At 34.8% G+C, this 14,207-nt stretch carries 14 protein-coding genes; 2 read left to right on the forward strand and 12 right to left on the reverse strand.

Annotation, left to right across the window (positions count from 1 at the left end; genetic code table 11):
• Nucleotides 1–10 precede the first annotated feature (10 nt).
• Nucleotides 11–607: a transposase gene (locus tag AW729_RS09220; RefSeq protein WP_236951280.1), complete on the forward strand. Its 597-nt coding sequence runs from the start codon at nucleotides 11–13 to the stop codon at nucleotides 605–607.
• A gap of 52 nt (nucleotides 608–659) precedes the next feature.
• On the opposite strand, the gene AW729_RS09225 is transcribed toward AW729_RS09220, so the two are convergent.
• From AW729_RS09225 to frhA, 5 genes are all read right to left on the reverse strand, one after another.
• Entirely contained in the window at nucleotides 660–1,310 is a 651-nt protein-coding gene (locus AW729_RS09225; RefSeq protein WP_112124837.1) for a hypothetical protein, read from the reverse strand.
• A gap of 373 nt (nucleotides 1,311–1,683) precedes the next feature.
• On the reverse strand, nucleotides 1,684–2,586 hold the full coding sequence (gene frhB / locus AW729_RS09230) for a coenzyme F420 hydrogenase subunit beta (protein WP_112124838.1): 903 nt from the start codon (nucleotides 2,584–2,586) through the stop codon (nucleotides 1,684–1,686).
• Between the two features lie 3 nt (nucleotides 2,587–2,589).
• Entirely contained in the window at nucleotides 2,590–3,348 is a 759-nt protein-coding gene (gene frhG / locus AW729_RS09235; protein ID WP_112125279.1) for a coenzyme F420 hydrogenase subunit gamma, read from the reverse strand.
• A 104-nt stretch (nucleotides 3,349–3,452) separates the two neighbouring features.
• A complete protein-coding gene (gene frhD / locus AW729_RS09240) occupies nucleotides 3,453–3,944 on the reverse strand; it encodes a coenzyme F420-reducing hydrogenase, FrhD protein (RefSeq protein WP_112124839.1) in 492 nt (163 codons plus the stop codon).
• Between the two features lie 11 nt (nucleotides 3,945–3,955).
• On the reverse strand, nucleotides 3,956–5,176 hold the full coding sequence (gene frhA / locus AW729_RS09245) for a coenzyme F420 hydrogenase subunit alpha (RefSeq protein WP_112124840.1): 1,221 nt from the start codon (nucleotides 5,174–5,176) through the stop codon (nucleotides 3,956–3,958).
• Between the two features lie 717 nt (nucleotides 5,177–5,893).
• Between frhA and AW729_RS09250 the strand changes: the two genes are divergently transcribed.
• Nucleotides 5,894–6,160 carry a hypothetical protein gene (locus tag AW729_RS09250; protein ID WP_112124841.1) on the forward strand — a complete coding sequence of 89 codons (267 nt, stop codon included), beginning with the start codon at nucleotides 5,894–5,896 and terminating at the stop codon, nucleotides 6,158–6,160.
• Between the two features lie 468 nt (nucleotides 6,161–6,628).
• Here the strand turns inward: AW729_RS09250 and glmU are convergent, their stop codons facing one another.
• From glmU to AW729_RS09285, 7 genes are all read right to left on the reverse strand, one after another.
• Nucleotides 6,629–7,924, reverse strand: a complete 1,296-nt coding sequence (glmU, locus tag AW729_RS09255; protein ID WP_394339559.1) for a bifunctional sugar-1-phosphate nucleotidylyltransferase/acetyltransferase — start codon at nucleotides 7,922–7,924, stop codon at nucleotides 6,629–6,631.
• 192 nt (nucleotides 7,925–8,116) lie between these two features.
• On the reverse strand, nucleotides 8,117–9,478 hold the full coding sequence (gene glmM / locus AW729_RS09260; RefSeq protein ID WP_112124843.1) for a phosphoglucosamine mutase: 1,362 nt from the start codon (nucleotides 9,476–9,478) through the stop codon (nucleotides 8,117–8,119).
• Between the two features lie 121 nt (nucleotides 9,479–9,599).
• The gene (locus tag AW729_RS09265; RefSeq protein ID WP_112124844.1) at nucleotides 9,600–10,832 is read right to left on the reverse strand and encodes a 2,3-bisphosphoglycerate-independent phosphoglycerate mutase; all 1,233 of its coding nucleotides are present in this window, start codon (nucleotides 10,830–10,832) and stop codon (nucleotides 9,600–9,602) included.
• 5 nt (nucleotides 10,833–10,837) lie between these two features.
• Complete coding sequence (locus tag AW729_RS09270; protein ID WP_112124845.1) at nucleotides 10,838–11,515, reverse strand: TIGR00297 family protein; 678 nt, start codon at nucleotides 11,513–11,515, stop codon at nucleotides 10,838–10,840.
• Nucleotides 11,516–11,654: 139 nt separating this feature from the next.
• Nucleotides 11,655–12,227 carry a 30S ribosomal protein S3ae gene (locus AW729_RS09275; protein ID WP_112124846.1) on the reverse strand — a complete coding sequence of 191 codons (573 nt, stop codon included), beginning with the start codon at nucleotides 12,225–12,227 and terminating at the stop codon, nucleotides 11,655–11,657.
• A 461-nt stretch (nucleotides 12,228–12,688) separates the two neighbouring features.
• Complete coding sequence (locus tag AW729_RS09280) at nucleotides 12,689–13,534, reverse strand: hypothetical protein (protein ID WP_112124847.1); 846 nt, start codon at nucleotides 13,532–13,534, stop codon at nucleotides 12,689–12,691.
• A 307-nt stretch (nucleotides 13,535–13,841) separates the two neighbouring features.
• Nucleotides 13,842–14,183, reverse strand: coding sequence for a NifB/NifX family molybdenum-iron cluster-binding protein (locus AW729_RS09285; protein WP_112124848.1), 342 nt, complete (start codon nucleotides 14,181–14,183; stop codon nucleotides 13,842–13,844).
• Nucleotides 14,184–14,207 lie beyond the last annotated feature (24 nt).

Below are 14,207 nucleotides of genomic sequence, written 5' to 3' on the forward strand. Positions count from 1 at the left end.
TCAAGGTAAAATACCAGACAATCTATTCCATAAAGACAATTTCACATACAATTTTGAAAAAGACACATTTCAATGTCCATCAGGAGAAACATTAAATCATAAATCCACCACATATGAAGAATCTAAAGATGATAAAAACACAAAAATACGAGTAAAATCATATTATAACTATAATGCATGTAAAAACTGTAAATATCAAGACCCATGCACTTCACCTTCCCAATCACACCGAGTTATACAAGAACGAGGTTCAGACCTAAGTTTGGAAATGAAAAACAAAATGAACACCAAAGAATACCAAGAAGAATACAAAAAAAGAGGATCTACTGCAGAATCACCTAACGGAACACTCAAAGATCAATACCACATTAACCAAATAATAAGCAGAGGACAAGAAGACAAAGAAAACAAAATAACACTAAGAGCCGTAGCATACAACTTAAGAGTAATATTCAACAAAATATTAGAAGCAGATGACACAATAAACTTCAAAAACTTAGTAAAATACCATATAGATGACTACATGTTAGAAATAATACAAGAATTTGATGACATCAAATTCAAACTAACAGAACTAAAAAAATCAAAAAGTATTACAAAAGAGTGAAAAAACAGACTTTATGCCAACACTCATAGCATAAAAAAAAGTTTCTTGGTGATTAGTATAACTTATCACCACTATACTCATTTTCTTCAGAATATATTCTAATTAATGTGTCTATATTGTCATCATACATTAATCTGTAACCTATGGCTCCACCATCTATAGTTTCAACATTGTTTATTGACTTATCGCTGGATTTGCTTGAATTGTTGATGATGTACCACATTCCATGAGGTGTGTATATAAATAGACTCCCATCACCATCTTTTCTACCATTTTTATATCCATCTTCAGGGTCATATATCTTTGTTGAATGGATGACTAGTCGACTTAGCTTTTGCTGGGGTCTTGTTCCTCCCTTTTTAAATAGGGTTACGAGCCAATTAAGGGATTGATCTTTCAGTTTTCTTTTTTCATCCGGATTTTCGAAGGCCTTTCTTATTTTATTTTGTCTTTTTTCAAGGGTATTGGTTATGCCGAGTATTTCCTCTACCTTTGCCACGTCCTTTTCCAGGCAACGATAGCCTTCAGGTCTACCGGTGACCTTGATTATTCCATCCGCGAAGTCCTTTCTTCTAAAATCCTTCATGTACTTTTTTACCTTTTCGAAATCCTCATCAGGTATTTTCTGGTTTAATCCATATAAATATCCATAATCTACTGCATCATAACATTTTGTTTCTAATCTTAATTCTTTGCTGTTCATTTTCATCATCAATAATAATATATTATATTAATACATATAAATATATCGATATGTTTTCTGTGGGACACTTTCCTTGTCAAGACAACCTGCAACAATTCCGTTTCAGGGTCTTATTAGCATGATTTTAATAACGCTATGTTTATATTGTCATAATTGATGTTATATTCTGTTTGGAATATGTGGTTATGTGATATACAATTCACATGGCAATATAATTGTCGCACACAATCTCTAACTCAAAAAAAATAGAACAAATAATTTAAATAAAAAAATAAGCATCAAAAAATCAGTATACTATATGCTCATAATTGTTTCACACGCTCTCAAATAATCGAAAAAAAATTAAAAATGTCAAAAAAATAAAAAAAGAGTATTATCTGTTTTCTAATACGTCTTCTTTTTTGCTTGAATGGCTAAATGGCATGTTAAGACCCATGTCCACTTTTTTATCTATTCGTTTTTGATTTTTCTTTTTCTTGTTCGTAGCCAGTTTTCTAAGCATTTCCAATCCAAATTTACCCTCGTTTGTTTCAGTTACTTCAAGAACACCTTCTTTTATGGCATCATCAATCAGTGTGGAACCTTTCTCGGTTCTTTTTATGATTGTGGACCATCCTGGTTTAGCTCCAACCGATCCGCATGAAAAGTCGGATAACTCTGCAACGTAATCCATGCAATAGTTACATCCTGTTTGTTCATATCCGTGTGTTTCTTTTAGTGGAATTGGATATGCATCTTTGCTATCGGAGTGTTTGATGAAGAGTTTTCCCTTTGTAATGTTCATCTTGGTTACCTTCTGTGGTGTGGTTCTGGCTTTGTCACACACAAATGTTCGCAGAGATTCATAGGGGAAGTTTTCCATACAGTATATTCCAATTGACAATGCTATTTTATCACTCACATTTCTGATTCCCATAGGGTATGCCTGCATCTTACGAAGACCCATTACCTGGCATGGTGTACCCACAGCAGCTATCTTTTCAAGTCCATATGATCTGGTTGCTTCCTTTATAAGCGACAGGTTAGGACACATTGTGTATTTTGTTCCTGCAGCCTTAAGAATATCCTTTTTGGTAGTTGCTACTTTAGGCTCTACCTTTAACGCCTCATTTGATTCAACCGCTACTATGGTTCCATCAATAATGTTTTCCTCCAAGGCATAGATAAGTAATGCAGATACGATTCCACCATCCTGTGATTTGGATGTAATCTTTTTATCCGATGCCTTTGCAGTTATTATCTCCTGGTATGGTCCCAGTACAGAATCTTGTATCATAGATTATTCCTCCCATAGTCCTAATTCTTTTTTGATTTCATCTATCGGCCACCAGCTACGTGTACATTGATAGTAGCATAGTCCACACTTTACACATCTGTCACAGTTAAAGCTTGGTCTTCCCTCTTTCATGGTCATCGCCCTTGTAGGACAGGCAGCTGCACATGCTCCACATCCTATACATATTGACTGGTTGATGATTTTCTTTTGCAAGTCACATCCGCATGCTTCCTCATTCTTTGCAAAGTCCATGAATGGTGCCAGGTAGTCCATGTCGTTGTTGACGGCGGCAAGCAGTATCTTCTTAATTATCTCCGGTGATGGTGGACATCCTGGAATGGCCATATCCACCTTTACCAAATGTTGGAGTGCCAAGAATGATGAGTGTTGGGGTTGTGCCTGCTGTCCTCCTTTGGCATAGACGGTAAATCCGCCGGTAGCTGCACATGAACCAAGTGCCACTAACAGTTTTGATTTTTCTCTTGCCTCTTTCAGTTCCTTTATTGAATGTTCATCTTCCAAACATACTGACCCTTCTATAAGTACTATGTCCATCTCGGGCATCTGCCAGTTATCCACCAAAGTTTGCCCATATACTATGTCAACTGCATGAAGAATGTCTACAAAGTCATCATAGTTTTCACTAAGTGACATCAAATCTCCTGTACATCCGGACAGATGAATATAACCAATTTTTAACTTTTTACCATTGGATAGGCTGCTTCTACTTTTATTTGGTGATTTCTCATCACCTTTTACCATGTTCTTAAGTTTTTCAAACAATCTTATCACCTTGTTATGAAATTCCTTTTTTTAATAATTTTTGTTCCACTATTTTTATAACCTGAATTCAAATGTATGATGTTCTACTTTGTTTCATGACTTAAATCTAATAACTCAAGAAGTACTTCTCTTGTCTTGGATACTGCCAGTGGTATGCTTTTTTCAACGCTGTCTGTCAAACCAATCTCCATTTGGCTGGGAATGCTTTCTTTTTGGCATGCTATGATTTTGATGTTTAATTTGTCCTTTAGCTTGTGTAGGGGGTATGTTACGGATATTCCATGAACATCCATGTAACGGTAATCCTCGGCAACCTCATCAAGCTCAAGTACTTCGATGCATCCGGCTTTCTTATTCAGTTCTGCTATGTCTATTATGATTATGTTTTTCCATTTGGGTTCTGGTAGTGTGAATATATAATGGGGAGCACTTGTTCCACCATCAATCAGCACGGTATCACCGGGAAATTCTATGTTGTTTTCCTTCATGTACTTTATTACTTCCACTCCAAAGCCGTCATCACCATATAGGATATTTCCACATCCCACTATTAGATTTTCATGATTGTATGACATTTTAATCCCTTTTATAGTTGAACAAATTTGTCCTCCAATACCTCTTTTGTCTGTTCATCCTTTACGGTCATATGGGTAGCACAGGATAGGCATGGATCATATGCCCTTATGACGTGCGGTGCATATTCATGATGGAAGCCCTCCGTTGCTATTCCCATTGTAGGTATGTTCCATGTTGTCGGAACAATTGCCCTGTAGTCTGTTATGTATCCTTCAGGGGATATTTTCACTGTATGGATATTTGTTCCACGTGGTCCTTCTATTACTCCCACTCCCAGTTTGTCCGTACCTTCAATCGTGTATTTTGCAATTGTCTGGGCTGACGGATCCACTTTGTCTATAAGTTCTATGATTCTATTGGCTGATGTTATCATCTCGTTGGCTCGTGCTATGTGTTGTGCTTTAACTCCTTTTTCCTTATAGTTACGGAATTTATTGGCTCTTGCACGCGGACCTGTTTCCACGACGTTTCCTTTGTAAAGGGGTATCTGTGAACATGCACGCTGGCCTATGCTTTCTTCATCATACCAGCTTGTCGGCATTATCTCTTCCACTTCATGCATCGATAGGTTTGATGAAGAGCCATAAGTGTTGCTGGTTGCAAATACAGGTTGTGTGTGTACTCCAAGGTTATCAGGGAAGTCTTTGTCCTGTACCAGTCCTATTATCTGTTCAACATGTTCCTCCAATAGGGGTAGTATTCCCTTCATTCTTGTTTTTATCTTGTTTATTGAGTTTCTGGTTAGGTTGTGTGCCATTCCACCTATTCTTATGTCTGATGGATGGATACCTTCTCCGCCTACAACGTCTTCAATGTATTGTGCGGTCTTTCTTATTTTTGAAACATTTCTAACTACGCTGTCATAGTCGTCCGGACTAACAAAGTCTGGTGCTATCAGGAACTGATGTATTGCATGACTATTTATCATATGTGCCTCAAGACATATCTCCCTTAATATACGTCCGACCTTAGGCACATCTATTTTCAATGAATCATCAATGGCTTCGACCGATGCCAGTGTATGCGTAACAGGACATACTCCACAAATTCTCTGAACTATTACCGGTGCTGATTCAGGTCTTCTGCCTATGACCATCTTTTCAATTCCACGTACTGGTGTTATACTGAAATATCTTCCTGTTGTAACTATTCCATCCTCATCAACTTCCATTGATAATTCTGCATGTCCCTCTTGACGACTCGTAGGGGAGATTACTACAGTTTCGCTCATATTAATCACCTATTGATTTTTATTTTCATTTAAAAAATAATTGTTGATTACACTTATTTTTTTTAATAGTATTGTCTTATTCTATTAAAATATATATTTATATAATTCATTTTTGTTTCTCATGAATTATATATGTTTTTTTATTAATTATTTTAATGGTTATTGAATTTTTTTTATTATTTTCGGATATTCTTATGATGTTTTTGGTGTTTTTTCCCGATTTTTTGCTTTCTTTCCAGATATCATCCGGTTATGATAAAGGAAGTTTATTTCCTTTAGTATACTTCCGACTCACTTGCTAGTATCTGACAAATAGTATTATTGGGAAAATATTTTTATTTTTTTCCAACGTTGACTAAATATAATTGGAGGTAATGTTCAATAGTAGGGGGTGGCAACATTAATGATATACTAGGTGAAAAGCTATTGAGGAAATCCAAAGGGAAACGATAAAGCAAAACAATTGGAACCCTGAAGTTGGGGATAAAATGGGGAACATTATTGTCCCTAACCAAATCAGAGGGAAACTTTTTAATAAATATATATGATGTTGACAAATGAAAACAAAAAGGGTAAAGGTATTCGGATGCAGGCACCTTGATGAACTGATGGATGAAGTGGAAATAGGTGATTATATACGAATAACCTACAATTGACTTAAAAAAACAAACAATGGATATAATATGAAAATATTCAATATAGAAAGGAGGATAAACGATGAAGAATAAGGAAGAATTTTGGAAACCCTTGGAAAATGAATCAATAGGGGGAGTACTTGTTGAAGTAAATGAAAATGCAGGAAAATATGATGATACTCTCTATAAGATAAGAAGTGATGATAAGACATATTGCGTATGGGAAAGCGTCGAACTGAAGGTACTGTTTGATAATGTGGAGGTGGATGACAGAATCTATCTGAAGTATGTGGGAATAACAAAAAGTGGTGAGTATTACAAGAAGATATACGAATTGGAAATATTGTGAGTTAAATGGATGCTTGCATAATCTGAAAACAAAGAGGATATAATTATATATAAAATATGATAGAGCAAATCAACAAACAACTGCAAAAACATAATAATGTACTGCTTTACAATGAAGATTTGTATAGGTACTACAAAAAACATGAAAATAACCTGAAGGATATCTATATCTCAACACCTAAAAAATGAAAAACGGCATTTGAAGCTATGCTAAAAAAGTGGATAGAAAAGCCATAGTAAAAAACAAGACCATAAACAAACTCATAGAGCAGATAAAATGAAAAATTCCCATTACATTACAATAGATGCTGAAAAACTGTAGAAATAGGAATATCGCAACAAAAACAGAAAATGACACAACAACTAGCATAATGGATTTTACTGCCAGATAGTTTAAAAGTAGGCTTTAAAAAAATAAAAGGAGGTTATGTGTAAGAATAAAAGAGGAATGTTTGATTATTCCTATTTTTTATCTTTTTTTTTCAAATTTTTCAACAGAGACCTCTGCAGTTGATGTGACTGTGGATTTGCATGGAACATCATGGTAAATCACACATCCTGCATTAATGTATGAGCCATTACCTATTTTAACACCTGGATTTACGCTGGTGTTAATTCCTGTTTTTACACCATCACCGAATATTGCTCCTAACTTTCTAAGTCCTGAGTCTACCCTTTCACCTTTAATGATAACTTTCACATTTTTATCATCAAAACGTAGATTGGCTATATTTGTACCGGCTCCAAGGTTACAGTCAACACCAATAACTGAGTCGCCTACATAAGACAGGTGATTAACATTTGTATTGTCCATGATTATGCTGTTTTTAATCTCCACGGCATTGCCCACATTAACATTGTTGCATAGGCATGTGTATGGTCTAATGTAAGTATTTGGTCCCACATCACAGTTATCTCCAATGAATACGGGACCCTGAATGTAACAACCGGAGCGTATTATACTATTTTTACCAAGATGTATTGGTCCGTGTATTGTTACGTAGTCTTCGATTTCACCTTTAATGTCTTCTTCCATTTTTTCTAAAAAGTCACTGTTGGAACTTAACAATTCCCATGGTCTTCCCACGTCCATCCAATGTTCATTGGATATTAATCCAAGTATTTCCCATCCTTCATTTAATTCAATGGCAAGTGAATCGGTTATTTCATATTCACCACGTTCGGACAGTTCGGTTTTTCTAATGGCATCGAATATTTCCGTGCTGAACAGGTATATTCCCGCATTGGCAAGGTTACTTGGTTCTTCACCTTTTGCCGGTTTTTCAACAATCTCTTTAATCTTATCATTTTCCATGGATACGATACCATAGTTTGATGGATTGTCCACAGTAATAAGGGTCATTACACTTTTAACATCATTGCTTGTTCTTGTAGCATATTTTTCAATTAGGTTTCGGATAAGATCGTAACTTACGATTATGTCTCCATTGAGTACAATAAAGCTTTCATCGATGTATTTTTCCGCACTGGCAATGGCATGTGCTGTTCCAAGCTGACCATCCTGGACGGCGTAGTTAATTTTCACGCCAAATTCTGATCCATCACCGAAGTAGTCTTTTATTACTTCCTTCTTATATCCAACAACTAACGTTATGTCTTTAATTCCAGCATCTCTCAGTGATTCTATATTGTATTGAATTAATGGTTTTCCACCGGTAATAAGCATGGTTTTCGGTCTTGTAGTGGTTAAAGGACGCATTCTTGTTCCTTCACCTGCTGTAAGTATAATTGCTTTCATTAACATTCACCTAAAATTATTATTAATTTTTTTTAATTTATTGGTATATAATATGTTTTTCAATCTATTTATTATATTTAGTTTTTTGAATGTCTTAATTAATTTGTTTTGCCCTATGGCATCAATCAATCTAATAAAAAAAAGGAGTATTTGGGGAGGTAAATCTTGTGGATAATTGTTTTTAAAGCATAATTGATATTATATCAATTTTTTCAAGAAGTTTTGTGATATTTCATTGATTTTATCGAGATTTTCTTCTGTTCTTGCCTCGGCGGTTATTCTGATGTATGGTTCGGTACCGGATGGTCTTATAAGTACCCAACTGTTATCTTCAAAGCTTAACCTTACGCCGTCAATAGCTAAAACTTCTGTTTTTTCATTGAACTCATTTTTAAAGTCACGTTCAACATTTTTCATGACTTCTTCCTTCTTGTCATTATCACATGTGATTTTTTCACGTATTGTCGGATAGTTTTCGATGGCGTCCAATTGTTCTGATAGTTTTCCATGTACCTGTATTGCCCTTACAATACGAAGTCCTGATAATAACCCGTCAGGACACATACAGAAGTCCGGATGAAGCCATGTACCTGATGGTTCACCGCCGAATGTTGCATTGTTTTTTATCATGGTTTCTGCTACATGGACATCTCCGACGGGTGTTCTAAGTACATTTCCGCCTATCTTTTCCATTGCAGTGTCAAGACATGCGGATGCATCTACGGTTGTAACTACGGTTCCACCAAATTCCAGGGCCATGATGGTAAGTAGTTTATCAAAGTCGGATATGTTACCTTTTTCATCTACTGCTATCATCCTGTCGGCATCACCATCATGTGCAAGTCCCACATCTGCCTTCAATGCCTTAACAGCCTTCATAAGTTCCTGTAAGTTGGCACTGTTAGGTTCGGGGTTACGTCCTGGGAAGAATCCGTCCGGCTGTGCGTTCATGGTGATAACATTCATACCTGCCTTACGTAATGCTTCAGGTGATAAGTATGAGCCTGCTCCACTTGCACAGTCAACAATTACCTTAAGTGGTTTTGACGGATCAATTTCTGATATTTTTACAATATCCTTCACGTATTCGTCCTTGAATGGTGTTATGTCATATTCTTTACCTAATCTGTCCCATCCTGCCTTATGGAAGTCTTTTTCATAGACCATTTTTTCGATTTGTCTTTCCTGTTCCTGTTTATATGCCAGTCCGTCATTGTTCCATAGTTTTATTCCCGTGTAAGGTGAAGGATTATGGGAAGCGGTTATCATTATGCCCGCATCTGCCTGTTTTTTGAGGGTGGCGTATCCAACAACAGGGGTTGGCACTACTCCCAATAGCAGAACATCACAGCCTGACTCCTGTAATCCTGCGGACATGATATTTTCCATTATTTTGCCGGTAGTTCGGGTATCCCTTCCTATGACTACCTTTTTACCTTCTCCTCCGATGTATTGGGCTAATGCTCTAGCCACATCCAATGCTAATTCGGGTGTAACTTCTTCTTGGTATTTTCCACGTATTCCTGATGTTCCAAATAATCTTGGTATATCTTTTGTCATCTATTCAAACTCCTTTTTTTAATGGATGATTCTAATTATATTCATCATTTGCTGCTTGTCATGATATAACTTTAAAAAAATAATTGATGGGAGGTTAAGTATTAAAAGATTTTTTCCAATTTTATGCTCCAAACTTGCTGATTACATTCATTAGGTCTCTGATGATGTACATTACATCAGTACCTCTTATACGGCAAAGTCCACCTTTTGCGGCAGCTCTTTCACCGTACTCTGTAATGTCGTCTACACGTAGGCCGTCTGCTTTGATGAATACAGGTACTGGATCTCCTGAATGATCCATTACACCTACAGGGGTAGAGTGGTCTGCTGTTACAAAGAGAACTATGTCATCTATTTCATATAATTCTTTCATTATGAGTGCGTCTACTTTTTCTATAAAGTCTCTTTTATCAAATGCTGCACCATCGTGTCCGCATTCGTCTGCTCCATCCACATTTACCAGCATGAAGTCATAGTTGTCATCTTTAGCATATTTGACTATGTAGTCACGTACGCTTTCAAGGTCTGTGTTGATTCCACCTGTGGCTCCAGGAATGTCTACTATGTCCATTCCTGCAATTTTTGCTATACCTTTTATAATACCGGTTTCTGCTACACATACTCCTTTTAGGCCGTATTTATCTTCAAATGCTTCTACACATGGTACTTCTCCTCCACCTCTTGGAAGAACAATATTTGCAGGATTTTTACCTTCTTTTATTCTTTCAAGGTTCACAGGGTGTTCTTTAAGCATTTCGTATGATTTTGTTACGAATTTGTTTACTAATTCCGCAGTATATTTTGCCTCTTCTGAGTCATCTGTTGCTTTAACGCATTTTGGTTTGTTGCCTTCATGTTTTGGATCTGCATCAGTGATTTTATCTGATAATCCTTCTCCTCTTAAAACAAGTACTGCTCTGTGTGCATCTGATTCTTTGAATATGATTTCCACATTGTCGTCAAGTTTCATTTCATTGATTGTTTCGGCTATTTTATCCGTACCGCTACTTATTCTACCTGCACGACGGTCTGTTACTGTCAAATCATCTTCTGCTGTTGCAAAGTTGCATCTGAATGCAATGTCTCCAGGTTCTACATCTACATGTATTCCGGCGGCTTCGAATGGGCCACGTCCTGTGTATACTTCGTATGGGTTGTACCCGAGAAGTGTAAGGTGTGCCGTATCACTTCCCGGCCTTACTCCAGGTCTTATGGTGTCCATAATTCCGGTTATTCCTTCTTCAACCATTTTGTCCATATATATGGTTCTTGCACTTTCTAATGGTGTTTTGTTTCCTAATTCTTTAACAGGACGATCTCCCATCCCATCTATTACAAATATAATTCCTTTCATTTTTTTTATACTCCAATTGTTGTTAAGATGATACCAACTAATGCTCCAATTATTGTGGCAGTTAAATTAACGTGTTCATTGTTGAAAAGTCCATTACGTTCTAGTGTTGCTCCTAAAAGACTATCTGCAAAGCATCCGATCATACCGGCAAATAATGCTATTGCGATACTGTGGGTAACGTCTGGGGATACATTTACAATAAACGCTGAAACTCCTATTATTAAAGCTCCAATCAATCCTGCTACAGTTCCAAGAACGGATATTCCTCCATCTGTTCCAGGTTTTACTTTTTCTTGGCTTGTAATTAATATGGGTTTACTTAATACTCCTATTTCACTTGCCATGGTATCTGCAGTTGCCGTGGCTATTGATCCAATAAATCCACCATAATTTCCGAGTATTGCCATTACTACTGGCACAATTCCATTGGAAATAACATTTTTTATGGTACGTTTTTCATGGGTTAAGCCTATGCGTTTTTTATAGTCTGACTTAAATTTGGTAAATACAGTACCTAACAGTAGAAATAGTAATAGTATTGCTAACCAGTTAATACCTCTGGTTATAATAATAAATATTCCAATAATTGTAACAAAAGATGAGCCCAGTAAATCAAGTGCACCACTATAGTATACTATGATTCCAAGTATTACACAAATTATAAGGAATATTAATTGTATCATATTATAATATTTTGTGTTTTATTAATTATATATTTTAATAACATTTTATGTAAAAAATATTTCTAAAAAAATAAAAAATAATTTAAGGGGGTTAGGATATATTTGATATTTCGCATTATATCGTAGTATTATACTAAATTTATAATACTTTTGTTTTGATTGTTTCCACTTTTTTGAGTGGGTAAATTTTCTTAGCTTCATGGTAGATGTTGGAAGCGAATTTACCTGTGATGATTTCGTTTACCAGTTCATCAAGAGTTTTTTCTGCAGCACTTTCTAAAATCATGTTTTGCATGGTTTCTCTGATGTATCTTTGTTGTGAAGCTTTTGCTCTTTTTACAGTAATTGCTAACATGTGTACATTGAGTTTTTTGCCGTCTTTTGTAGTTGCATCAGTTATTGTGTCTATACGACTGGTTCCGCGTCTGATCATACTACGTACGTAATCTGTTGTTACTTTGTGTCCTTTAAATACTGTGTGGGCTACTTCTCCACTTACATGGTCGACTTCAAAGAATAGTTTAACGTATTGTCTGCTGAAGTCACCTGTAATTTCACGCATTGATGTTTCTATTTTACGACCTACTAACATATCCGGTTCTTTTGCAGGACTTGTTCCAAGACTTGCTTCCTTGAATTCTTCAGGTGCTAATACTTCATACCATACTTTTTCTTTCCATGTGTCACGTACTCGTCTTCTTGCTTTTGCCATTATATCATACTCTCCTATTGTTTTAATTAATTTATTTTATTAGTTTTATGCAAAATTTTTTACAGCATACTGTCTAGTCCATGCTGTTTTCATATGTTTTGTAACAATTTGTCACGTTTTAAAATGTTTTAGTAAAAATAAGATTCTATCTATCTTATGCTTTTTAATTTACTATTAGTTTTTATAGTTAAAAATTATTTCAAGTCTATTAAGGTTGAAAAGATCCGTCAGGTTTATAATAAATAAGACACTCGTCTTTTATAGGGAATTTAGATACTCATGACTTTTGTCATATTCCTCTACAATAATATTTCAGCTATTATAAATTATTATAAGCCTAGTCTATATTCTATTATTATATTATATTTTAAGTATAATATAAATGTGTTGTTTTATTATTGTGTGGATTGGAATTTATTGAAAATTAGTTTGAAAAAGTTGGAGAGTATAGATATTTCAATTTAAATATTGTCAATATCTATTTCAAGGAGACTTTTTCCTTGAGCTTTTGTTTTAGTGATTCCAGCATCTATGGTTTCAAGTAATTTGTTTAGCTTTGTCACATCCTGGGTTTTATCAGGTAATATGTAATTCGTATTTTTATCTGTACTGTTTTGGATTATTTCTTTATATTCTGAGTTTATGTCATAGGATTTGACGTATAATTTTGAATCTTTATTTTGACTTCCGAGTAATGTGATAATCTGTGAGAATGGTTCAATTTCTGCATAAGTGATTGTCTTAAGATTCAAAGTCTTTTCCAGGAATGTGTAGAAGTAATATAATGTTTCTGTAGGATTTTCAAATTCTTCTTCATCAAAGAATAGGTATAATGAACATTCATTAATCCCATTAAACACACTGTATCCTTTAACATTTAATTTATCTTCAAGATAATCGTATGTTTTTTTACATTCTTCTACAATCTCTTCATTGAATCCAAGGTTAATTGTTCTCCTGATGAACATGAATTTTTGAATATCAGTAAGGTCTCTAACTTCTTCCTTAAGTATTTCGGAATTTTTTCTAAATCTGATTACAAGCGAATTTTTTACGGATGTACTTATAAACTTATTTAAATCCGTTTTCATCCATCGGGTAACATCTTCATCTGTATTGTAATCATAAAAGCTTATGTATATCTCATCTTCTAAGTTAGTTTTGTTGATAGCCGCTTTTAATTCATCAATGTTGTGTATTGAAAAAGTAGAAAATCCTTTTTTCATGGAACCGGTAAGTAGTGTTCTGTTGAATTCTTGACCATACATAGCTTCATATAGTTTTTCTAAATTTTTATCTACTTGCATTTAACAACTCTCCCTTTTTGAAGTATAATCTTCAAGGTTCTTTATCATATCCGTTAATTAAATATCTCTTTAATAATATGATTATGTTATTTTATTTCTATTTTATATATAAATAATATTTAACTATAATTTGTTAAATTTCATTTTAATTTCTGTCCATCAAAATTAACTCAAGTGTTTTGCTGGAGATTTTGCCGATAAATAAAGAGCTTCGTTATGTAACAAATTAATAATAAATTAAGGGGGGTAGATTTTTTTTTAAATCAAATATGTCAAATTGATTTTGAAAAAAAGAATGTTTCTTTTTCTAAAGGATGTTATCCTTGTTTTTTTCAACTAGAATGAACTTGTCGAGGATGTCTTCAACAGCCCCCTCTTCTTCAATAACTTTTATGTCCATCATTTCAACTTCTGCTTTTGCAATCGGTCCAATTTTTTCACATATGACAATATCACAGTTTTTTATTGAATCGGCGGATTTTTCCCACTCTTCACTATCCTGTTTATGGTTTTTGGATGAGAAGATAATATTGTCATATTCTATGCTATGGTTGTCCTCATCATAATTATAAACAAGGAAATATTCGCATATCCCAAAATGTTCCACTTTTTTACCTGTATCCTTAACAGCAACTGCAATTTTTTTCATACATAAATCCTCTAAAAATATAAG

This window comes from Methanosphaera sp. BMS (assembly GCF_003268005.1).
In the GTDB taxonomy this organism is placed as follows: domain Archaea; phylum Methanobacteriota; class Methanobacteria; order Methanobacteriales; family Methanobacteriaceae; genus Methanosphaera.